We start from the raw sequence: 19,471 nt of genomic DNA, 5'->3' as shown, positions 1-19,471 counted from the left end.
CGGCCGCCCTTCTGACGTGCGGGGGCGGCCGCAGCCGCCCCCGCACGTGCGATCACGAGGTGAAGGAGGTGTCCACGATGTCGTCGCCCGTGGGCGTCGTGGTGATGAGCCCGATCGAGGCCATCGCCTCGGCGAGGGCGGAGAGCTGCCCGACGTACTCGTCGGACAGATCCGAGCGCAGCCAGAAGTTCGCCAGCGCCGACGTGAAGACGTCCTGGTCGCCGCCGAACTCCTCGACCATGCCGGGCAGCCACTCCTCGATGTTGTCGGCCATGTAGGCGGTCGTCGCGGCGTGCGTATCGACGACCTTCTGCACGAGCTCGGGGTTCTCCTCGATGAGCTTGCCGGTGGTGACCAGGCCGATGTTGACCTTGCCGATGGGCGTCGAGTACGGGTCGACGACCTCGGTGCCGCCGGCGTTCTTCGCGATCGAGACGCCGATCTCGACGCCCATGAACGCGTCGATGTCGCCCGCGATGAACGCCGATGCCATCTCGGGCACGGGGATCACCGACAGTTCGAAGTCCTCGGGGGTGAGGCCGGCCTCGTCGATCAGCAGGCGGAGGGCGACCTCCTGGGCCGAGCCCTGGACGATGCCGATCTTCTTGCCGACAAGCTCGTCAAGGCTCGACTCGCCGTTTCCGATGAAGCCGGATCCGCCGTCGGCGGCGCTCGCGATGATCTTGAGGTCGCGGCCCTGCGCGATGGAGGAGATCGTCGGGGTGACACCTGAGATCGCGAAGTCGATCGACCCCGACACGAGCGCGTCGGAGAGGGCAGGCGTCGTGTCGAGCGTGACGACCTCGAACTTCACATCGTCGACGGCGTGGTCGTCGTAGAGGAACGGCTGGTAGAAGTGCGGCTGGCCGCGCAGAGTGCCGATCTTGACGGTGACGGTCTCGGCGGCATCCGACGACGAGGGTGTCGTGTCACCCGAGCTGCAGGCGGACAGGATGAGGACGGATGCCACGGCCAGCGCGGCGGCGATGCGAGGACGGAATCGTGCCATGTGAAGGACTCCCGGGTTCGGTCCGCCGACGACACGGCCGACGGACGGTGCGAGGTGCTGTGTGGCCCCAGTAAAGCGAGCGCGGTGGCGCTCGCCATGAAGGCGGTGTAACGGTTGTGTTAAGTCATGACTGAACACGCGCGGAGTCGGTCGCGCATACGATGGGTCGCGCATGAGGACCGGAGGATGCCGTGGAAGAGAGCTCCCTGCCCGCACAGATCGGTGCGCGACTGCGTCGGCTGCGGACGGCCTCGGGCCGCTCCCTCGCGTCGGTCGCACAACAGCTAGGCATCTCGTCGAGCGCGCTGTCGCAGATCGAGACGGGCACGATGCGCCCTTCGGTCAACCGGCTCGTCGAGCTCGTCGCCGTGCTGGGCGCTCCCGTGTCGGCGATCTTCGATGATCTCGATCTGTTCGCACCCGACCTCGATCACGCCGCGGGTGACGTCGCCGAACCCCTCCCGGGGGTCCTCGTCACCGGGCCGGGCGAGGCTGCCCCCGCGCAGCTGGACCAGGGCGTCGTCTACCGGCGGCTGTCGCCGGCGCCTCTTCCCGGCGTCGACTTCTTCGAGTCGATCTACCCGCCCGGCTCCGCGTCCAGCGCCGACGGTGCGATGCTCGTGCATGACGGCCTCGAGTCGGGCTACGTGCGCTCGGGCGAGCTCACGTTCGAGTTCACGGAAGGCGCCGTGCGGCTCGGCGCAGGCGGGTCGCTCTCGTTCGCGGCGTCTCGGCCGCACCGCGTCGTCAACCAGACGGCGGACGTGGCCTCGGCGATCTGGCTGACGATCCTCCCGGCGCGCGGCGTCTGAACCCGGCGGCGTTTCACACGCCCGTTACGTGGGGGTAATCGCTCGCGTCACGTTAAGCAATAGCTTTAGAAGCGTGAAGACCGGTGAAGTGCAGGTGGATGCCGCGGAGCTCGTGATCCGCGCGGAGCGCGCGTGGATCGACGGTGCGTTCCGCCCGGCTGAGGTCGTCGTGCAGGGCGGCGTCATCGCGGACGTCCGGGTGCCCCACGGTGCCCCGCGCGGCGCCGTCGAAGTGCCCGAAGACGCGGCCCTGCTCCCCGGTCTCGTCGACTCGCACGTGCACGTCAACGAACCCGGCCGCACCGAGTGGGAGGGCTTCCGGTCGGCGACCCTCGCCGCGGCCGCGGGCGGCGTGACGACCCTCGTCGACATGCCGCTCAATTCGATCCCGCCGACGACGACGACCGATGCCCTCGCGATCAAGCGGGCGGCGGCCGCGGCATCCGCCTATGTCGACATCGGGTTCTGGGGCGGCGCCGTCCCCGAGAACCTCGGTGCGCTCGGGCCGGTCCACGACGCGGGGGTGTACGGGTTCAAGAGCTTCCTCGCGCCCAGCGGCGTCGACGAGTTTGGGCACCTCGATCGCGACCAGCTCGACCGCGCGATGGCCGAGGTTGCGGCGATCGGCTCGCGCCTGATCGTCCACGCGGAAGACCCCGACCTCCTCTCCGGTGACGGGTCGCTCGGGCGCGGCTACGCCGCCTTCCTCGCGTCGCGCCCGCCGGCGAGCGAGGAAGCCGCGATCGACGCCGTCATCGCCGCCGCGCGGCGTCACGGCGCACGCGCCCACATCCTGCACCTGAGTGACGCGCGCGCCGTTCCGGCGATCGCGGCCGCCAAGGCCGACGGCGTCGACCTCACCGTCGAGACCTGCCCGCACTACCTGACGATCACCGCCGAGGAGATCCCCGACGGCGCGAGCGAGTTCAAGTGCTGTCCGCCGATCCGCGAAGCGAGCAATCAGGACCTCCTGTGGCAGGGCATCCTCGACGGCACGATCGACGCGATCGTGAGCGACCACTCGCCCTCCACCGTCGACCTCAAGCGCTCGGGGAACGGCGACTTCGGCCTCGCGTGGGGTGGCATCGCGGGCCTGCAGGTGGGCCTCTCGGCCGTCTGGACTGAGGCGCGCCGCCGCGGCATCCCGCTTGAGATTCTGCTGCCGCTGTTCACGACCGGTCCCGCGCGCGTCGCGGGACTGACGGACGTCGGCGAGATCGCCGTCGGCGCGCCCGCGAACCTCGCGGTGTTCGGCCTCGACGACACCCTGCGCATCGAGGCGCGCGCCCTGCAGCATCGCAACCCCATCTCGGCCTACGACGGCAAGGTCCTCACCGGACGCGTGCGCCGCACGTGGCTGCGCGGGCAGAGTGTGTACGACGCGAGCGAAGGCGGCGCCGGCGAGGCGCCGTGGCTGAGGCGCCCACCGGCGGGCCGCCTCCTGTCGAGAGGAACGGCGTGAGCGAGATCCTGCAGCCCGGAATCGGGCCCATCCCCGGCGACCACTACGTCGCCGCGTCGCCGCAGACGGTGCTGTGGGGCAGGTTGCCGTGCGAGACGGATGCCCCGGTGCTGGCCGTTCCGGCGGGGGCGACCGTCACGTTCGACACCGTCAGCCACGAAGGCATCCTCCCTGATCAGGGGCAGGATCCGCTCGGATACTTCACGGGACACGGGGTCGCGCCCGAGGCGGTGCTCACGGACGCGATCGAGATCGCGGCATCCGTCCCCCGCGACGCGGTCGCCGACGGGCCGCATGTCGTCACAGGGCCTGTCTTCGTCGAGGGGGCGGAGCCCGGCGACCTGCTCAAGATCACGGTCATCGAGCTCGCGCCGCGCGTGCCGTACGGCGTCATCTCGAACCGGCACGGCAAGGGGGCCCTGCCCGGCACGCTGCCGCGCGGCCCCGAGAACGTCAGCGTCTTCACGCCGGTCGCCGGCGGCGCCGGGCGCCTGCCGCTCGTCGAGGGTGGCGAGCGCGTCGTGGGCTTTCCACTCGCGCCCTTCCTCGGCACGATGGGCGTCGCCGCCGCGGGTCCGGAGCGCCCGCACTCGGTGCCGCCCGGGTCGCACGGCGGCAACATCGACATCAACCTGCTCGTCGAGGGCGCGGTCCTGTACCTGCCCGTGCAGGTGCCCGGCGCCCTCGCCTACGTCGGTGACCCGCACTTCGCGCAGGGCGACGGCGAAGTCGCGCTGACGGCGCTCGAGGCATCCCTGCGCGCGACACTGCGCTTCGAGGTCGTGCCGCGTGCCGAGGCGCTTGCCGCCTTCGGCGAGGTCACCGGCCCCCTCGTGCGGACGGACGAGTACCTCGTTCCGACGGGCCTCGACCCAGACCTGAACGAGGCGATGCGCAAGGCCGTGCGCGCGGCGCTCGACCTGCTCGCCGCCCGGTACGGCATGGCCGAGCACCTCGCCTACGCGTACCTGTCGGCGGCCACCGACTTCGACATCTCGCAGGTCGTCGACATCGTGTGCGGCGTGCACGCCCGCATCCGCGAGGCCGACTTCGCCGGCGTCGAGACGGCGGGTGACGCGTGAGCGCGGCGCATAACTCAGGCTGTTCGGGGCTCAGGCAGGGGTATCGACGCCCGCGGGCGGGATTCTGCCTGAGTTATGCGCCCGTGCCGGCGCCCGCGCCCGCGCCGGCAGCCGCGCCCTCGGAGCGGGGTGACGCGTGAGCGAGATCCCCGCCGACCTGCGGGCGGCCTTCGACGCGTACGAGGCCGCGATCCTCGCGAACGACCTCGATGCGCTGGATGCCGCGTTCGCGCCCGGCGCCGAAACGATACGCGGCGACGGCGCGGGCCTGCTCGTCGGGCACGACACGATCAGCGCGTTCCGCGGCGTGCGCGGTGGGGTTCCGCCCCGCACGATCGAGCGCATCGAGTACCGCCCGCTGGCAGGCGACGTCGCGCTGCTCGTGTCGGTCTCGCGCTTCCACGGCGGTGGCACGGGACTGCAGACGCAGGTCTGGGAGCGCCTCGACGGACGCTGGCTCATCACGGCCGCCCACGTCACGCCGCGCGCGCAGGCCCTCGACCGGTCGGTCTGGCGATCGGTCGGCGACCCGCTGTTCCAGGGCGTGTGGGAGGGCCCGCTCGAGGGCCTCACCGTCGCCGTCAAAGACCTCTTCGCCATCAAGGGCTATCGCATCGGCGCGGGCAACCCCACCTACCTCGACTCGGCGCGCGCCGAGACGACGACCGCCCCCGCCGTGGCCGACCTGCTCCGCGGCGGAGCGTCGCTGCGCGGCATCGCCCGCACCGACGAGTTCGCCTACTCGATCGCGGGCGACAACGCGCACTACGGCACCCCGCCCAACGGAGCCCTCCCGGGAGCCCTGCCCGGCGGCTCATCGAGCGGACCGGCGACGGCCGTCGCGACGGGCCAGGCCGACATCGGCCTCGCGACCGACACCGCCGGCAGCGTGCGCGTGCCCGCGTCGTACCAGGGGCTGTGGGGTCTGCGCACGACGCACGGCCTCGTGCCGCGGCAGGGCTTGCTACCGCTCGCGCAGAGCTTCGACACCGTCGGGTGGCTCACGCGCGACGGCGCGACCCTGCAGCGCGTCGCGGACTGGTGCCTCAGCTACGACGGGTCGGACTCGACCGAGTCGGTCTTCGGTGAGTCCGGCGCCGACCTGCCGTGGCGCTTCGTCATCCCGGCCGAGGCGCTGGATGCCGCGGATGCCGCCACGCGCGCCGCGTTCGGGGCCTTCGTCGCGGCATCCGCTCTGCCCGTCGAGACCGCCTCGATCGGCGACCTCGACGACTACCTCGTGCCGTTCCGCACGGTGCAGGGCGCGGAGGCCTGGCGCAACAACGGCGACTGGCTGCGCGCGCACCCGGGCGCCACGGGCCCGGCCGTCGCCGACCGCTTCCGCGCGGCCGCCGCCGTCACGGCCGCCGACGAGGCCGCCGCCCGCGCCGCCCTCGCTCCGTTGCGCGCGCGGCTGACCGACCTCGTGACGGATGCCGTCCTGATCCTGCCGACCGCGCCGGGCCCCGCCCCCGCGCGGACGGCCGGCGGCGAGGGCATCGACGCCGTGCGCCAAGCGACGCTGCGGCTCACGACCCCCGCCGCCGTCGCCGGGTTGCCCGCCCTGTCGGTGCCGCTGCTGACGGTCACCTCGCCCCTCGGCCCCGCCCCCGTCGGCGTCTGCCTCATCGCGCGCGCCGGAACCGACATCGCCCTCGTGCGGCAGGGCCTCGCCCTGCACGCCCTCGTCACCGGAACGGAAGCACCATGACCACCGTCCTCCCCGGCCCCACCCTGCCCGGACCGATTGACCCGCCCGCGCGCCTGCTCATGGGCCCCGGCCCGATCTCGGCCTACCCGAGCGTGCTGCGCGCGATGTCGGCACCCCTCGTCGGGCAGTACGACCCGTTCATGACGACGGCGATGGCCGAGACGCAGGAGCTCTACCGCGGCGTCTGGAACACCACCAACGACGCGACCCTGCTGATCGACGGCACGAGCCGCGCCGGCATCGAGGCCGCGATCGTGTCGCTCGTGCGCCCCGGCGACCGCGTGCTGGTGCCGGTGTTCGGCCGGTTCGGGCACCTGCTCGCCGAGATCGCCGAGCGTGCGATGGCAGAGGTACACACGATCGAGACCGCGTGGGGGCAGGTGTTCACCCCCGCCGCCGTCGAGCAGGCGATCGTGCGGGTGCGCCCGACGCTGCTCGCACTGGTGCAGGGCGACACGTCGACGACGATGAACCAGCCGCTCGACGAGATCGGCGAGATCTGCGCGCGGCACGGCGTGCTGTTCTACACCGACGCGACCGCCTCGCTCGGCGGCAACCCCTTCGAGGCCGACGCGTGGGGGGTGGATGCCGCGAGCGCCGGCCTGCAGAAGTGCCTCGGCGGCCCGAGCGGTTCGGCGCCGCTCACCCTCTCGCCCCGTGCGGTCGAGGTCGTCACGTCGCGCAAGAAGGTCGAAGCCGGCATCCGCGAGGACGGTGACCCGGATGCCGCCGACTTCGTGCGCTCCAACTACTTCGACCTCGGCATGATCCTCGACTACTGGGGCCCGCGGCGCCTCAATCACCACACCGAGGCGACGTCGATGCTGTACGCGGCGCGCGAGTGCGCCCGCGTGCTGCTGGCCGAGGGGCGGGAGGCCGTCATCGAACGCCATCGCCTCGCCGGCGCCGCGATGCTCGCCGGCGTCCAAGGACTCGGTCTGCAGGTGTTCGGCGACGTGGCGCACAAGATGCACAACGTCGTCGCGGTCGAGATCCCCGCCGGGGTGGCGGGCGACGCGGCGCGGCAGGCGATGCTCGACGACTTCGGCATCGAGATCGGCACCTCGTTCGGCCCGCTGCACGGGCGGGTGTGGCGCATCGGCACGATGGGCTACAACGCGCGCCGAGACACCGTGCTCACGACCCTCGCCGCACTCGAGCAGGTGCTGCGCCGCTTCGGGGCCTCGGTGCCGGTGTCGGGCGGTGTCGAGGCGGCCGCCGACGTGTACGCGGGAGCGGCATGACGGCCGCGCCCAGCCTGCGCGACCTGCCCGAGGGCGTCACCGCGGCCGCCGCGCGCCGCGTGATGGCGCGCTGCGACGAGCTCTCGCGGGTGACGGCGACGCCGGGCACCATCGAACGCGTGTACCTGTCGCCCGAACACGCCCGTGTGAACCGGCTGGCCGCGGAGTGGATGCGCGAGCTCGGCATGCGCACCTGGCAGGACGCCGCCGGCAACCAGGTGGGCCGCATCGGCCCGGCAGGCGCCGATGCCGACGACGGCCCGGCTCTCATGCTCGGTTCGCACCTGGACACCGTCATCGACGCCGGCCGCTTCGACGGCATCGTCGGGGTGCTCATCGCGCTCGAGGCGGTTCGGCTGCTGCGGGCGCCCGGCGGCGGCATCCGCCTGCCGTTCGCCGTCGAGATCGTCGCGTTCAGCGACGAGGAGGGCACACGGTTCGGCACCGCGCTGCTCGGCTCATCGGCGGTCGCGGGCCGCTGGAACGAGCAGTGGTGGGATCTCGCCGACGCCGAGGGCGTGACACTGCGACAGGCGTATCGTGAGTTCGGCCTCGACCCGGGGCGGGTCGGCGAGGCAGCGCGCCGCCCCGACGAGCTGATCGGCTACCTGGAAGCCCACATCGAGCAGGGGCCCGAACTCGACCGCTCCGGTGAGGCGCTCGCCGTGGTCTCCTCGATCGCGTCGGCGCGGCGTTTCCAGCTCGTCGTCGAGGGTGAGGCACGTCACGCCGGCGGCACGCCCTACGACATGCGCCACGACGCGCTGCTGGGTGCGAGCGAGGCCGCGCTCGCCGTCGAGCGCGTCTGCGCGGCCGAACATCACATCATCGGCACGGTCGGACGCTTCGAAGCGTTCCCCGGCGCCGTCAACGTCATCCCCGGCGAAGTGCGCTTCAGCCTCGACCTGCGCGGCGAGTTCGACGGGGAGCGCGACCGGGTGTGGCTCGCGCTGACCCGCGAGCTCGACGAGATCATGGGTCGCCGCGGGCTGCGCTGGCGGTCGCGCGAAATCCACCGCGCGGCCGCCGTGCCGTGCGATCCGCTGCTGCAGGACGTCGTGCGCGCCGGCATCGTCGATACGCTGCCGCAGCGCGGCGAGGAGCCTCCCGTGATCTTCAGTCGGGCCGGGCACGACGGCATGGCGCTGGGCGCGATCACCGGGGTCGGCATGCTGTTCCTGCGCAACCCCGAGGGCATCAGCCACCACCCCGACGAGGCGGTATCGGCCGCCGACGTCGCACGTGGCATCCGCGCGCTCGCCGCCGCCGTGCTGCACCGCGCCGCCGAGCCGGCCGCGTAGCGGCGATCAGGGGCGCAGCGCCGACATCTCGGCGCCCGGCGAGACCACCCCGCGCGCCGGTGGCGTGTAGTCCTGCAGAGCAGTAAGTGCGGCATCGACCTCGTCGGCGACGACGAGCATGTCGGTGTACCGCGGGTGGGTGAAGCTGCGATCGCGCATGTTGGCCACGAGCGCCAGGAACGGGTCGTAGTAGCCGTCGACGTTGAGCAGACCGACGGGCTTCTCGTGGATGCCGAGCTGCGCCCACGTCCACTGCTCAGTGAGCTCCTCGAGTGTGCCGGGCCCGCCGGGCAAGGCGAGGAACGCGTCGGCGCGCTCGCTCATGATCGTCTTGCGCTCGTGCATCGTGTCGACCACGATCAATTCGCTGAGCTCACCATGGATGTCCTCGCGCACCCGCAGCGCGTGCGGGATGACGCCCGTCACATGCGCGCCCGCCTTCATCGCGGCATCGGCGACCTCGCCCATCAGCCCGACATGTCCGCCGCCGAAGACGAGGTTCATCCCGTGCGACGCGATCGCTTCGCCCACGGCGCGGGCCGCGTCTGCGTAGAGCGGATCGGCTCCCGGCGCAGACCCGCAGAAGACGGTGACGGTGAATCGATGCGGCGCGGTACCCATGGACCGACGGTAGATTCGGCGTGTTTCCCCAGTGTGACAGGGCGGAAACAACGTGGGTCTACCGTCGAGCACATGACCCTGCTCGTCACCCACGCCCACCTCATCACGGTGCCCGCCGGCACGGCCGATCCCGGCTTCGTCGAAGACGGCTGGATGCTGGTCGGCGACGACGGACGCATCGCCGCGATCGGGTCGGGCACGCCCGCAGTGACGGCCGACGAGACGCTCGACGCGTCGGGGATGTTCGTGGCGCCCGGATTCGTCTCGAGCCATTCGCACCTGTTCACCTCGGGGCTGCGCGGCCTGGGCGTCAACGACACGCTCTACGGCTGGTGCGACTCGATGCTCGGCACCACGGCTCACATGAGCGCCGAGCAGCTGTACTGGTCGACCCTCCACGGCAGTCTCGACTTCCTCTCCCACGGCGTCACGACTGCGTACAACTTCACCGACCCACTGCAGGCGTGGGAGTCGATGGTCGACGGCAAGCGCACCGGTACTGCGGGTATGCGCGAACTGGAATATCACTTCCGGCAGGCCGACGGCTGCCTCGACGCCGGCATCCGGTTCGTCGACGCGAGCGGCTTGGACGTCACCGTCGGCACCGATGACGAGATTCTCGAGCGGTTCGCCGCCGAGGTCGCGCACACGAGGGCGATGGACCCGAGCCTCGCCCTCGGCGCCTCCATCATGGGCCAGGTGCAGTGGTCGCCCAGGCCCGAAGCCGCCGAGCTCGAGGTCGAGGCGATGCGTCGCTACGGCGTCACCAACCAGGCCCATTTCCTCGAGTCGCCCGAGGCGATCGAGCACCAGCAGTCGAAGTTCGCGCTGTACCGCGATGCCGGCGCGCTCGGCCTCGGGCTCATGTTCGGGCACTTCATCCAGACCACGCCCGAGATCATCGAGCAGTCCGTCGCAGGCGGGGCATCGATGTCATGGCAGCCGGCCTCGAACGGCCGGCTCGCGTCGGGCATCGCGCTCGTGCCCGAGATGCTCGAGATGGGTATGAAGGTCGGCGTCGGGCTCGATGACCAGGCGTGCACCGACGTCGCCGATCCCTGGCAGAACATGCGCATCGGCATCTACGCGCAGCGGGCCCGCACGAAGGATCCACTCTCGATGACGCCGGAGTTGATGCTGCGCCTGCACACGCTGGGCGGCGCCGAGATCATGGGCGTCGACGATCGGGTCGGCAGCCTCGAAGTCGGCAAGTTCGCCGACTTCGTGGTCGTCGACCCGCGGCATCCCGACGTCGGTCCGCTGTGGCACCCGGTGCGCAGTTACGTACTCGCGATGAGCCCGCGAAACCTGAAGCAGGTCTACGTCGGCGGACGTCTGGTCGACGAGTCGGGTGTGTCGGTGAATCCGCTCGCGGTCGAGGCCTCGGCGAAAGTGCACGAGCTGCCGGCATCCGTGGTGCCGTTGCGGGGTCACCCGCACTGATCGGGTTCCGGTGATCCCGCCCGGTTCGGGCAGGATGGAACCGCACCGATCGGCAGGGGGTCCACGATGCAGCACGACCGCGCACCCGAGTCCGGACGCGTCGATGACGAGGTCGACGCGCTCGCCGACTTCGAGGTGCTCATCCGTGACGAGCACCACTACGACCGTGCCGGGCAGGTCATCGCGGTGGCGCCGCCCGCCGCAGACCTGGCAGCGCCGCAGTCGCCGCAGCGACCGCCCCGCGCGCCGCGCGCACCCGTCGATCCCGCGGTGCGACGCCGCCGCATCCGACGCGCTGCGCTGGGCATCGGCATCCCCCTTGTCGTGCTCGCCGCGGCCGCGGGCGGCTACGTCGCCTGGGCACTGAACGCCCCGCTGCCCGCACCGACGGGACCGGCCGCAGTCGCCCCGACCGCCCCCGTGGGCTTCGCCGCAGACGTGTCGTTCCCACGCTCGGGCTCGGCCGCGATCTCGGTGTCGGGCGCCGAGGATTACCTGGCCACCTCGGGCGACCAGACCTGGCTTGCCAGCGGGGGAGACGACGCGCGCCCGATGGCGAGCATCACGAAACTCATCACCGCGCTCGTCGTGCTCGACGCGTACCCGCTGGAGCAGAACGAAGACGGCCCGACGATCGTCTTCGGCCCCGCCGACCGAGCGCTCTACGACTACTACTACGTGCGCGATGCGACAATCGCGCCGATGCCGCGCGGCACCAGCATGTCGCAACGCGATGCGCTCGCAACCATGCTGATCCCCTCGGCGAGCAACTACGCGACGGCGCTCGCCCGGTGGGCGTTCGGGTCGGATGCCGGCTTCACCCGCGCTGCGCGAGCCTGGCTCGACGAGCACGGTCTCACGGACACGCGCGTCGTCGAGGCGACCGGGATCGATCCCCGCAACACGAGCACTCCGACCGATCTGCTCGAGGTCGGCAGGCTGGCATCGGCGGATCCCGCGATCGCCGCCATCGTCGCGATGCCGTCGTTCGAAGCGGCCGACGGCACCTCCCTGATCAACACGAACGACCTGCTCGGTGTCGACGGCATCACCGGCCTGAAGACCGGTACCCTCTCGGGCAGCGGCTCGAACCTCCTTTACTCGGCGACGATGGACGTCGGCACCGAGACGCCCCTGCAGATCGTCGGTGTCGTGCTCGGCGGGCAGAGCCGCGGCGCGGTCTCGGCCGGTGTCCTGGACACGCTGGAGAGCATCCGCGGCGGCTTCGGCACCGTCGCGCTGGCGCAGCGCGGCGACACGCTCACGACCTACACGACCGAGTGGGGCGACAGCGTCGATGTGATCATCAGCGAGGACGCGTCGCTGCTCGTGTGGGGCGACACCCCCATCGAGGTGCGCCTCGACGCCGGCGAGCCGACCGCGTGGATCGACGGTGAACAGGTCGGCAGCATCACCTGGACGGCAGGCCCTGAAACGATCACCGTGCCCATCGAAGTCGACGGCACGATCGACCCGCCCACCGACGAATGGCGTCTGCAGCACCCGCAGGAACTGCTCGACGCCGCGCGCTGAACCGCGCGGCCCGCACTCAGGCGACTCCGTTCACCATCCCCATGCGGGCGAGCACGAGGTTCTCGAGGATCTGCACGACGTTGTAGAGGACGAGTGTGATCACCGTGATGAGGGCGATCGAGGACCACAACTGGGCGAACTGCGCCTGCGCGTTGAACTTGAGGATGGCGCCGCCGATCCCGAGCCCCGTCGACAGCCATTCGGCCAGCAGTGCGCCCGTCACCGCGCTCGGCACCGAGACCCGCGCGGCGGCGAACACCGACGGCAGCGCGCCGGGCAGGTTCACTTTGCGCAGCGCGGTGAGTCGCCCGCCGCCGAACACATGCACGACGTCGAGGCTCTGACGACTCGCACGGCTCAGGCCGAACAGGACGTTCGCGAGCGCCGGGAAGAGCACGACGACGGTGCCGATCACCGCGACCGATGCGGGCGTGCCGCGGCCGGTGATCAACAGGATCACGGGGGCGATTGAAACCAGTGGGATCGTGCGCAGCAACAGCACGAGCGGCATGACCCCCGCCTCGATCGCCTTCGACAGGCTGAACAGGATCGCCAACACGATCGCGACGGCCATTCCGACGACGAACCCGGTCACCGAATCGACCAGGGTCTGCCCGAGCAGTGGCATGAGTTGATCGCGGTGCGCCGCGGCATCCTCGCCTGCGAACAGGAACTCCCAGACGTCGAGGGGACCCTTGGCGACGAACGACGGGATGCCGGCGAAGCTGACGATCGCCTGCCACAGCAGCAGGAGCACCACGAGCGTGATGCCGGCGTTGCCGAGCGAACGGCCGAGTGCGCGGCGCAGCATCAGGCGGCCCTTCCCGCCACCCAGGGCGTGACCAGACGGATGAGCAGGCCGACGACCCCGTAGGCGACGAGGGCGAACACGGCGCACAGCAGGAACACCGACCACACGCCGGCAGAATCGAGCTGCCCCTGCAGGCGAATGAGCGTGGGCCCCACGCCGGCGGTGATCGCACCGAGGTACTCGCCGAGGACCGCGCCGAGGAACGCCGTCGGCACCGCGATCTGCAGCGCGTTGAGGATTGCCGGCAGCGCCGCGATCAGTCGTACCTTCGTCAGCTGCGTCCAGCCGCCGCCGCCGAAGACCCGCACGACATCGAGCGCGGCCCTGTCGGCCGACTTGAAGCCCAGAATCGAGCCGACCACGGTCGTGAACACGCACACGAGCGCCGCGAGGAAGATCGCCGTCGCCGACGGGTCGCCGGGGTTCTTGGCGCCGCCGATGACGACGATCGAGATGCCGCCGACGGCGACGATGGGGAGGCAGTAGCTCACCACCGCGATCTGTGTGATGACCGTCTCCGCGCGAGGAACCAACAGCACGACCGCTGCCAGCACGAGGGCGATGCCGTTGCCCCACAGGTAGCCGATGCCGGCCGCGGTGAGGGTGGGCGCGAACACGTTCCACGCCCCGGCGACGTTGCCCTGCAGGAACAGCCAGTCGAAGACCGCGAAGGGCGTCGGCACGGGTGTGAACGTGGTGCCCTCGGCGGGCGTGAAGGTGAGCGCGAACAGCCACCATGCGACGACGAGCACGACCCCGCCGAGCACGCCTGCCATCCAGCCCGGCATCCGCAGGCTGTTCATCAGGCCTCCGCTTCTGCCCGCCCGTCCGAGCCGAACAGCAGCTCGGACGCCTGATCGACGTAGGCGTGGAACTCGGGCGTGCGCATCATGTCGGGCGTGCGAGGGCGCGGCAGGTCGATCTCGAGGATCGCCTTGATCCGGCCCGGCCGCGGTGACATGACGGCCACCCGGTCGGCGAGGAAGATCGCCTCGCTGATGCCGTGCGTCACCAGCAGGGTCGTCGCCGGCTTCTCGGTCCAGATGCGCAGCAGTTCGAGGTTGAGGTTCTGGCGCGTCATGTCATCGAGCGCACCGAATGGTTCGTCCAGCAGCAGCACCGACGGCTTCAGCACGAGTGCCCGGGCGATCGATGCCCGCTGTCGCATGCCGCCTGACAGCTGCGACGGCTTGGCGTTCGCGAAATCCTTGAGGCCGACGAGCGAGATCAGTTCGTCGACATAGTCGTGGTCGACGGGGCGCCGGGCGACTTCGAAGGGCAGTTCGATGTTCTTGCGGACGCTGCGCCACGGCAGCAGTGCGTGGTCTTGAAAGGCGATGCCGAGCTCGCTCTTGCTGCGCAGCTGGTCGGGCGTCTCGCCATCGACCAGCGCGGTGCCCGAGGAGGGGTGCTCGAGAGCGGCGAGGATGCGCAGGATCGTCGACTTGCCGCAGCCCGATGGGCCCAGCAGCGCTAGGAACGAGCCCTTGTCGGTGTGCAGGTCGGTGTCTTGCAGCGCCGTGAGCGACTTGCCGCCGCGCAGCGCAAAGGTCTTCGAGAGGGAGCTGATGTGGATGCCGGTGCCCGTGAGGGCACCGGCATCCGTGTGGGTCGAGTTCGACATGAATCCGTTAGGGCAGGTAGTCCAGCAGGTCGGGGTTCTCGGCGTAGATCTCGTCGATGATCGTCGTGTCGAACAGCTGGTCGGCCTCGAGGTCCCAACCCGACGCCGACAGCGACGCGAGGGTCTGCTCCTTGAGCTCGTCCGAGATGGTGAACAGGCCGTTGGCCTCGGTCTCTTCGGTCGAGATCAGCAGCGCCTGCGCCTCGATGCCCGCCGCGGTCTTTGCCGGGTCGAGATCGCCGAAGGTGAGGTCTCCGGCGGCAGCCGACGCGTTGTAGTGCTCGATCACCTTCGCGACCGTGTCGTCGATCGGTTCGGTGAACGTGTGCGTCCAGCCCTTGATCTCGGCGATGAGGAACGCCTTGATCAGTTCGGGGTTCTCCGCCAGGTACTGGTCGGTGACGGCGAACGACTCGGCCACATAGGGCAGGCCGTTGTCGGCATAGGCGAGGTTGGTCACCTCGTGGCCGGCCATCTCGACCGTGATCGCCTCGTTGGTCAGGTAGGCCATGAAGCCGTCGACCTGGCCCTCCATGAGCGGGGTCGGGTCGAAGTCGACCGGCACGATCTCGACCTCGGACGCGTCGATGCCGTTGGCGTTGAGCAGCGCCGCGAACACCGAAGCGTTCGAGTCCTGCACGCCGATCTTCTTGCCGATGAGGTCCTGAGGGGTCGCGATGTTCCCGCCGTCGGCGAGCGAGAGGATCGTGAACGGGTTCTTCTGGAACGTGGTCGCGACGATCTTCAGCGGCGCGTCCTGCTCAGCGACTGCGGCGCCGACCGAAGCGGCGTCAGTGAGGGCGACCTGCACGGTGCCCGACAGCAGCTTGGCGACACCGGTGTCGGGACCGGCGATGCCGATCACGTCGTCGAAGCCGGCCTCGTCGTAGTAGCCCTCGTCGTACGCGTAGAACTCACCGGCGAACTCCTCGTTCTTGATCCAGGAGTACTGCACGCTGATCTCGCCGTACGAGGCGGCTTCGTCCGGGCTGCCGGATGCCGCCGGCTCGCTGCTGGACGACGCGCAGGCGGACAGGGCGAGGGCTGCGGCTGCGGCAGTCGCGAGCAGAGTGGCTGCGCGACGTGCGCGACGGCTGTGGGTGTGAAGCATCGGGTCTCCTTACCGGGCGAAAGGTGCTGATCGAACGTATCCACGCCACGTTTCCAATCCGTTTCGCGTCGGAGCGACGACTGTTACCGGTTTCGGGTGCTCGTCGCAGCGGCGGCTCACCCGGCTGCGGGCAGTGCCTGCGCGAGGCGCCAGACGCGGTCGCGAGTGAAGGGCTGCATGTAGGGCCGAGTGCCGAGCGCGCGGGCGATCGCATTGCCGATCGCCGGCGCCACGGGGTTGTACGGCGACTCGCTCATCGACTTCGCGCCGAACGGGCCGAGACTGTCATCGGTGTCGGCGAAGTACACCTCGGTGTCGGGGATGTCGCCGATCTGCGGCACCCGGTACAGCCGGAACACGGGATTCTCGACCCTTCCGTCGCCATCGACGAGCACTTCTTCGTAGAGCGCGCTGCCGATGCCCTGCGCGACACCGCCCTCGATCTGCCCGCGGCACTGCGCCGGATTGAGCACGACACCGGCATCCGCCGCCTGCACCGACTGCAGGATGCGGACGCTCCCCGTCTCCGGGTCGACGGCCACCCGCACCGCGTGCACGTTGAAGGCGAGCGAGCGCTGCGCGCCGGTCTCGCTGCCCGTGGCGGTGAGTCCATCGCCGGTCGAATCCGCCGAGGCTGCGACGATCTCGGCGTGGGTGACGGTGCCGGTCGGGGTGCGCACCCCGTCCGGGGTCAAGACCGCATCGGCGGGGTCGGTGCCGTGCAGTTCGGCCGCGGTGCGTCGCATCCGCTCCGCCAGCGCGAGGCACGCGGCGTGCAGGGCTTTGCCAGCGACCGTGATGCCCGCCGACGCGAAGGCACCGGTGTCGTGGGCGACGGCATCCGTGTCACCGTGCCAGAGCTCGAGCCGTTCGAACGGCACGGCGAGGTCGGTCACCGCGATCTGGCGCAGCACCGTGGTCGTGCCGTTGCCGAATTCGGCGGTGCCGGTGCGCAGCAGCACGGTGCCGTCGGCGCGGAGTGTCGCCGACGTCTTCGCGAAGTGACCGAACGGGGCCATCGTCGCGATCATCGCGAGCGCCATGCCTTCGCCGACGAGCCACCCGTCCGGCGCGCCCGGTGCATCGCGGTCCCGCTCGAGCGCGGTCTGCGCGAGATCGAGACACTGGTCGAGGCCGTAGCTGCCCCACACGAGGTCGTCGTGCGCGTGCGGGTCGGTGGGCCCGACGACGTTGCGCCGGCGCAGTTCGAACGGGTCGATGCCCAGACGCTCGGCGAGCATGTCCATCGCGGATTCGACCGCGAGCACGACCTGCCCGAGGCCGTAGCCGCGGAACGCGCCGGAGGGGATGTTGTTCGTGTAGACGACCTCTGCCGTCGTGCGCCGAACCGGTACGCGGTACACCGATGTCGATTCGGCCAATGCGTGGAACAGCACGCCTCGGGAGTGGTTGCCGTACGCGCCCGTGTCGCTGAGCACGTCCAGCGCGAGTGCCGTGAGCCGGCCGTCGCCGTCGGCGCCGAGGCGCACGCCGATGCGCATGGGATGCCGCACCGAGGCGCGCTGGAACTGGTCGGTGCGTGTGAACTCGTACGCGACGGGGCGACCGGTTCGCAGCACGGCGAGCGCGACGAGGTCTTCTGTGAAGATCTCCTGTTTGCCGCCGAACCCGCCGCCGAGGCGGGCGGTGTGCACGCGCACCCGCTCGGGCGCGAGGTCGAACAGACGGGCGAGTTCGTCGCGGGTGAGGAACGGCACCTGTGTCGACGAGCGGATGACGAGCCTACCGTCGTCGTCGAGCCACCCCACCGATCCGTGGGTTTCGAGTTGGGCGTGCGAGACGCGCGAGGTCTGCCAGGTGCCCTCCACGACGACGGCGCTGTCGCTGAGGGCGTGTTCGAGCGCCGATTCGGAGCCTTCGTCGATGCTGAGGATCACGTTGCGGTCGGCGTCGTCGACACGGTCGTCGGTCGTGCGATCGGGGTGGATGACGGGGGCGCCCGGGCACCGGGCAGCCTCGGGATCGAACACCGCCGGCAGGACGTCGTAGTCGATCGTGATCAGTCGACACGCAGCATCGGCGATCTCGGCCGTGTCGGCGACGACGGCCGCAACCCGCTGCCCGATGTGTCGGACGACATCGTCGAGCAGGCGGGTGTCGTCGGGGTCGTCCTCGCGGTGCTCGTGGCGCGCGGTGGAGTACCGCAGCGGCGGTGCGTCCTCGTGCGTGAACACGTCGACAACGCCCGGCAGGGCGCGGGCAGCACTCGCGTCGATCGACCGGATTCGGGCGTGGGCGTGCGGGCTCGCGACGACCCGCAGCACGAGGGCGCCCTCCGCGGGATGGGTGGGTTCGAGATCGAACGTGAACGGCTCACGTCCCTGTACGATCCGTCGCGCGGCCTCTGGCGCGACCGACCGCCCGACGGTGCGGCCCGCCGGCTCGCTGGTCCCGGTCTGCCGGACGGGACCGAGAACGGCCGCCCGAACCGCCTCGCGGATCGGGCGATAGCCCGTGCAGCGACACAGGTTGCCTTTCAGTCGACGATCCAGGTCATCGAGGTCCTCGGCGCACAGGGTCGATGCGGTCACCGACAGTCCCGGTGTGCAGAACCCGCATTGGAACCCGAAGCCGGTCGCGAGGGCTTCCTGCACGGGATGCAGTTCGTCCCCCGGCGCCAGGCCCGCCGCCGACGTGACGTGTCGGCCTTCGACGCGCCCAGCCGGTACGAGACACGAGTGCACGGGTGTGCCATCGAGCAAGACGGTGCACGCCCCGCAGTCGCCGGCATCGCACCCCTTCTTCACCGCGGTTTGCCCGACTTCCCGGAGCAGGGTGCGCAGGCACTGACCTGGACGCGGCTCGGCATCATGCGCGATGCCGTCGACATCGAACCTCATGCGGCCTCCACGAGGTCGGCAAGCACCCGGGCGGCCAGCACACGCGAGACGCCGCGCCGCCAGTCAGCAGCGCCGAGCGGGTCCGAGTAGTACCTCGGTGCCGCGGCGACGGCCGTATCGAGGACGGCCGGTGTCGGCGTCGATGCGAAGCGGAGCACCGTGGGTGCCTCGGTCGCGGCGGTGACCGTGAAGACTGAGGACCCGCCCGGGTGGACCCGCCCGGTGACGACCGCTCCCGACCGGCCGTGCTCGGCGAGGGCGATCTTGCGAAGGGCCGCGCGGGCACGGAGGGCTGCCGCCGGCACGTGCACCGCGCGGAGCACTTCTCCGCGGCCGAGCATCGTGGTGCCATTCCCGGTCACGACATCTGCCACCGGCAGCCGATACGCGGTGCCGTCCGGCATCCATACCTCCGCCACCGCGTCGAGCGCGACGGCCAGCGTCGTCATGGCGCCCGCCGCGAACCCTCGACAGATGTTGCCGCCGACGGTCGCGGTGTTCCAGATCTTGAACGACCCGAGGAGGGCGTTCGCGGCATCCGGAACGATGCGCAAAGCCTGCCACTCCGGCCGGAACGACAGCAGACGCTCGGCTCCGGCCACCAGGCGGGCGATCGTGCAGGTTGCACCGATGCGCAGGCCCGTCTCGTCGGCGTGCACCTCGTCCCAACCGAGGCCGGTCAGGTCGACGAAGCCCGAGACGTGCGGCTGTGGCTGGCTCATCAACCATGAACCGCCCGCCAAGAACGTCTCTCCGTGGGCGAGCGCGAGGTCGTCGCGCGTCCTGGCGACGCGGTACGCGGTCACCGATGTGATGTCCATGTCGCCTCCGTTCGCCGGTCGGGTG

General features: G+C 70.8%; 16 protein-coding genes. 8 read left to right on the top strand and 8 right to left on the bottom strand.

Annotation, left to right across the window (positions count from 1 at the left end):
• Positions 1–52: 52 nt before the first annotated feature.
• Complete coding sequence (locus tag ACSF8R_RS08750) at positions 53–1,009, bottom strand: ABC transporter substrate-binding protein (protein WP_434811483.1); 957 nt, start codon at positions 1,007–1,009, stop codon at positions 53–55.
• A gap of 191 nt (positions 1,010–1,200) precedes the next feature.
• Between ACSF8R_RS08750 and ACSF8R_RS08745 the strand changes: the two genes are divergently transcribed.
• From ACSF8R_RS08745 to ACSF8R_RS08720, 6 genes are all read left to right on the top strand, one after another.
• Positions 1,201–1,821: a helix-turn-helix domain-containing protein gene (locus ACSF8R_RS08745; protein ID WP_434811482.1), complete on the top strand. Its 621-nt coding sequence runs from the start codon at positions 1,201–1,203 to the stop codon at positions 1,819–1,821.
• A gap of 73 nt (positions 1,822–1,894) precedes the next feature.
• Positions 1,895–3,283, top strand: coding sequence for an allantoinase AllB (gene allB / locus ACSF8R_RS08740; RefSeq protein WP_434811481.1), 1,389 nt, complete (start codon positions 1,895–1,897; stop codon positions 3,281–3,283).
• On the top strand, positions 3,280–4,365 hold the full coding sequence (locus ACSF8R_RS08735) for an acetamidase/formamidase family protein (protein WP_434811480.1): 1,086 nt from the start codon (positions 3,280–3,282) through the stop codon (positions 4,363–4,365). Before allB ends, ACSF8R_RS08735 begins: the two co-directional genes overlap by 4 nt.
• Before the next feature lie 136 nt (positions 4,366–4,501).
• Positions 4,502–6,076 carry an AtzH-like domain-containing protein gene (locus ACSF8R_RS08730; RefSeq protein WP_434811479.1) on the top strand — a complete coding sequence of 525 codons (1,575 nt, stop codon included), beginning with the start codon at positions 4,502–4,504 and terminating at the stop codon, positions 6,074–6,076.
• Entirely contained in the window at positions 6,073–7,320 is a 1,248-nt protein-coding gene (locus tag ACSF8R_RS08725) for a pyridoxal-phosphate-dependent aminotransferase family protein (RefSeq protein ID WP_434811478.1), read from the top strand. The genes ACSF8R_RS08730 and ACSF8R_RS08725 overlap by 4 nt, the downstream gene beginning before the upstream one ends.
• Complete coding sequence (locus tag ACSF8R_RS08720) at positions 7,317–8,621, top strand: allantoate amidohydrolase (protein ID WP_434811477.1); 1,305 nt, start codon at positions 7,317–7,319, stop codon at positions 8,619–8,621. Before ACSF8R_RS08725 ends, ACSF8R_RS08720 begins: the two co-directional genes overlap by 4 nt.
• Before the next feature lie 6 nt (positions 8,622–8,627).
• Here the strand turns inward: ACSF8R_RS08720 and ACSF8R_RS08715 are convergent, their stop codons facing one another.
• A complete protein-coding gene (locus ACSF8R_RS08715; protein WP_434811476.1) occupies positions 8,628–9,242 on the bottom strand; it encodes a TIGR00730 family Rossman fold protein in 615 nt (204 codons plus the stop codon).
• A 72-nt stretch (positions 9,243–9,314) separates the two neighbouring features.
• Between ACSF8R_RS08715 and ACSF8R_RS08710 the strand changes: the two genes are divergently transcribed.
• Together ACSF8R_RS08710 and ACSF8R_RS08705 are read left to right on the top strand one after the other, a co-directional pair.
• Positions 9,315–10,685 (top strand): amidohydrolase family protein, encoded by a 1,371-nt coding sequence (locus ACSF8R_RS08710; RefSeq protein WP_434811475.1) that lies wholly within the window; start codon positions 9,315–9,317, stop codon positions 10,683–10,685.
• A gap of 66 nt (positions 10,686–10,751) precedes the next feature.
• Positions 10,752–12,218 (top strand): D-alanyl-D-alanine carboxypeptidase family protein, encoded by a 1,467-nt coding sequence (locus ACSF8R_RS08705; protein WP_434811474.1) that lies wholly within the window; start codon positions 10,752–10,754, stop codon positions 12,216–12,218.
• A gap of 16 nt (positions 12,219–12,234) precedes the next feature.
• Here the strand turns inward: ACSF8R_RS08705 and ACSF8R_RS08700 are convergent, their stop codons facing one another.
• From ACSF8R_RS08700 to ACSF8R_RS08675, 6 genes are all read right to left on the bottom strand, one after another.
• Complete coding sequence (locus tag ACSF8R_RS08700; RefSeq protein ID WP_434811473.1) at positions 12,235–13,029, bottom strand: ABC transporter permease; 795 nt, start codon at positions 13,027–13,029, stop codon at positions 12,235–12,237.
• Positions 13,029–13,832 (bottom strand): ABC transporter permease, encoded by an 804-nt coding sequence (locus ACSF8R_RS08695; RefSeq protein ID WP_434811472.1) that lies wholly within the window; start codon positions 13,830–13,832, stop codon positions 13,029–13,031. Before ACSF8R_RS08695 ends, ACSF8R_RS08700 begins: the two co-directional genes overlap by 1 nt.
• Entirely contained in the window at positions 13,832–14,653 is an 822-nt protein-coding gene (locus tag ACSF8R_RS08690; protein WP_434811471.1) for an ABC transporter ATP-binding protein, read from the bottom strand. The genes ACSF8R_RS08695 and ACSF8R_RS08690 overlap by 1 nt, the downstream gene beginning before the upstream one ends.
• Positions 14,654–14,660: 7 nt before the next feature.
• Positions 14,661–15,764 (bottom strand): ABC transporter substrate-binding protein, encoded by a 1,104-nt coding sequence (locus ACSF8R_RS08685; protein ID WP_434811470.1) that lies wholly within the window; start codon positions 15,762–15,764, stop codon positions 14,661–14,663.
• A gap of 116 nt (positions 15,765–15,880) precedes the next feature.
• Positions 15,881–18,625 (bottom strand): molybdopterin-dependent oxidoreductase, encoded by a 2,745-nt coding sequence (locus ACSF8R_RS08680; RefSeq protein WP_434811469.1) that lies wholly within the window; start codon positions 18,623–18,625, stop codon positions 15,881–15,883.
• Positions 18,622–19,446 carry an FAD binding domain-containing protein gene (locus tag ACSF8R_RS08675; protein WP_434811468.1) on the bottom strand — a complete coding sequence of 275 codons (825 nt, stop codon included), beginning with the start codon at positions 19,444–19,446 and terminating at the stop codon, positions 18,622–18,624. The genes ACSF8R_RS08680 and ACSF8R_RS08675 overlap by 4 nt, the downstream gene beginning before the upstream one ends.
• Positions 19,447–19,471: the final 25 nt, after the last annotated feature.

The sequence above is a fragment of the Microbacterium sp. bgisy189 genome (assembly GCF_965345345.1).
Lineage (GTDB): Bacteria > Actinomycetota > Actinomycetes > Actinomycetales > Microbacteriaceae > Microbacterium.
This window is presented reverse-complemented; position numbering and strand designations above follow the sequence as displayed.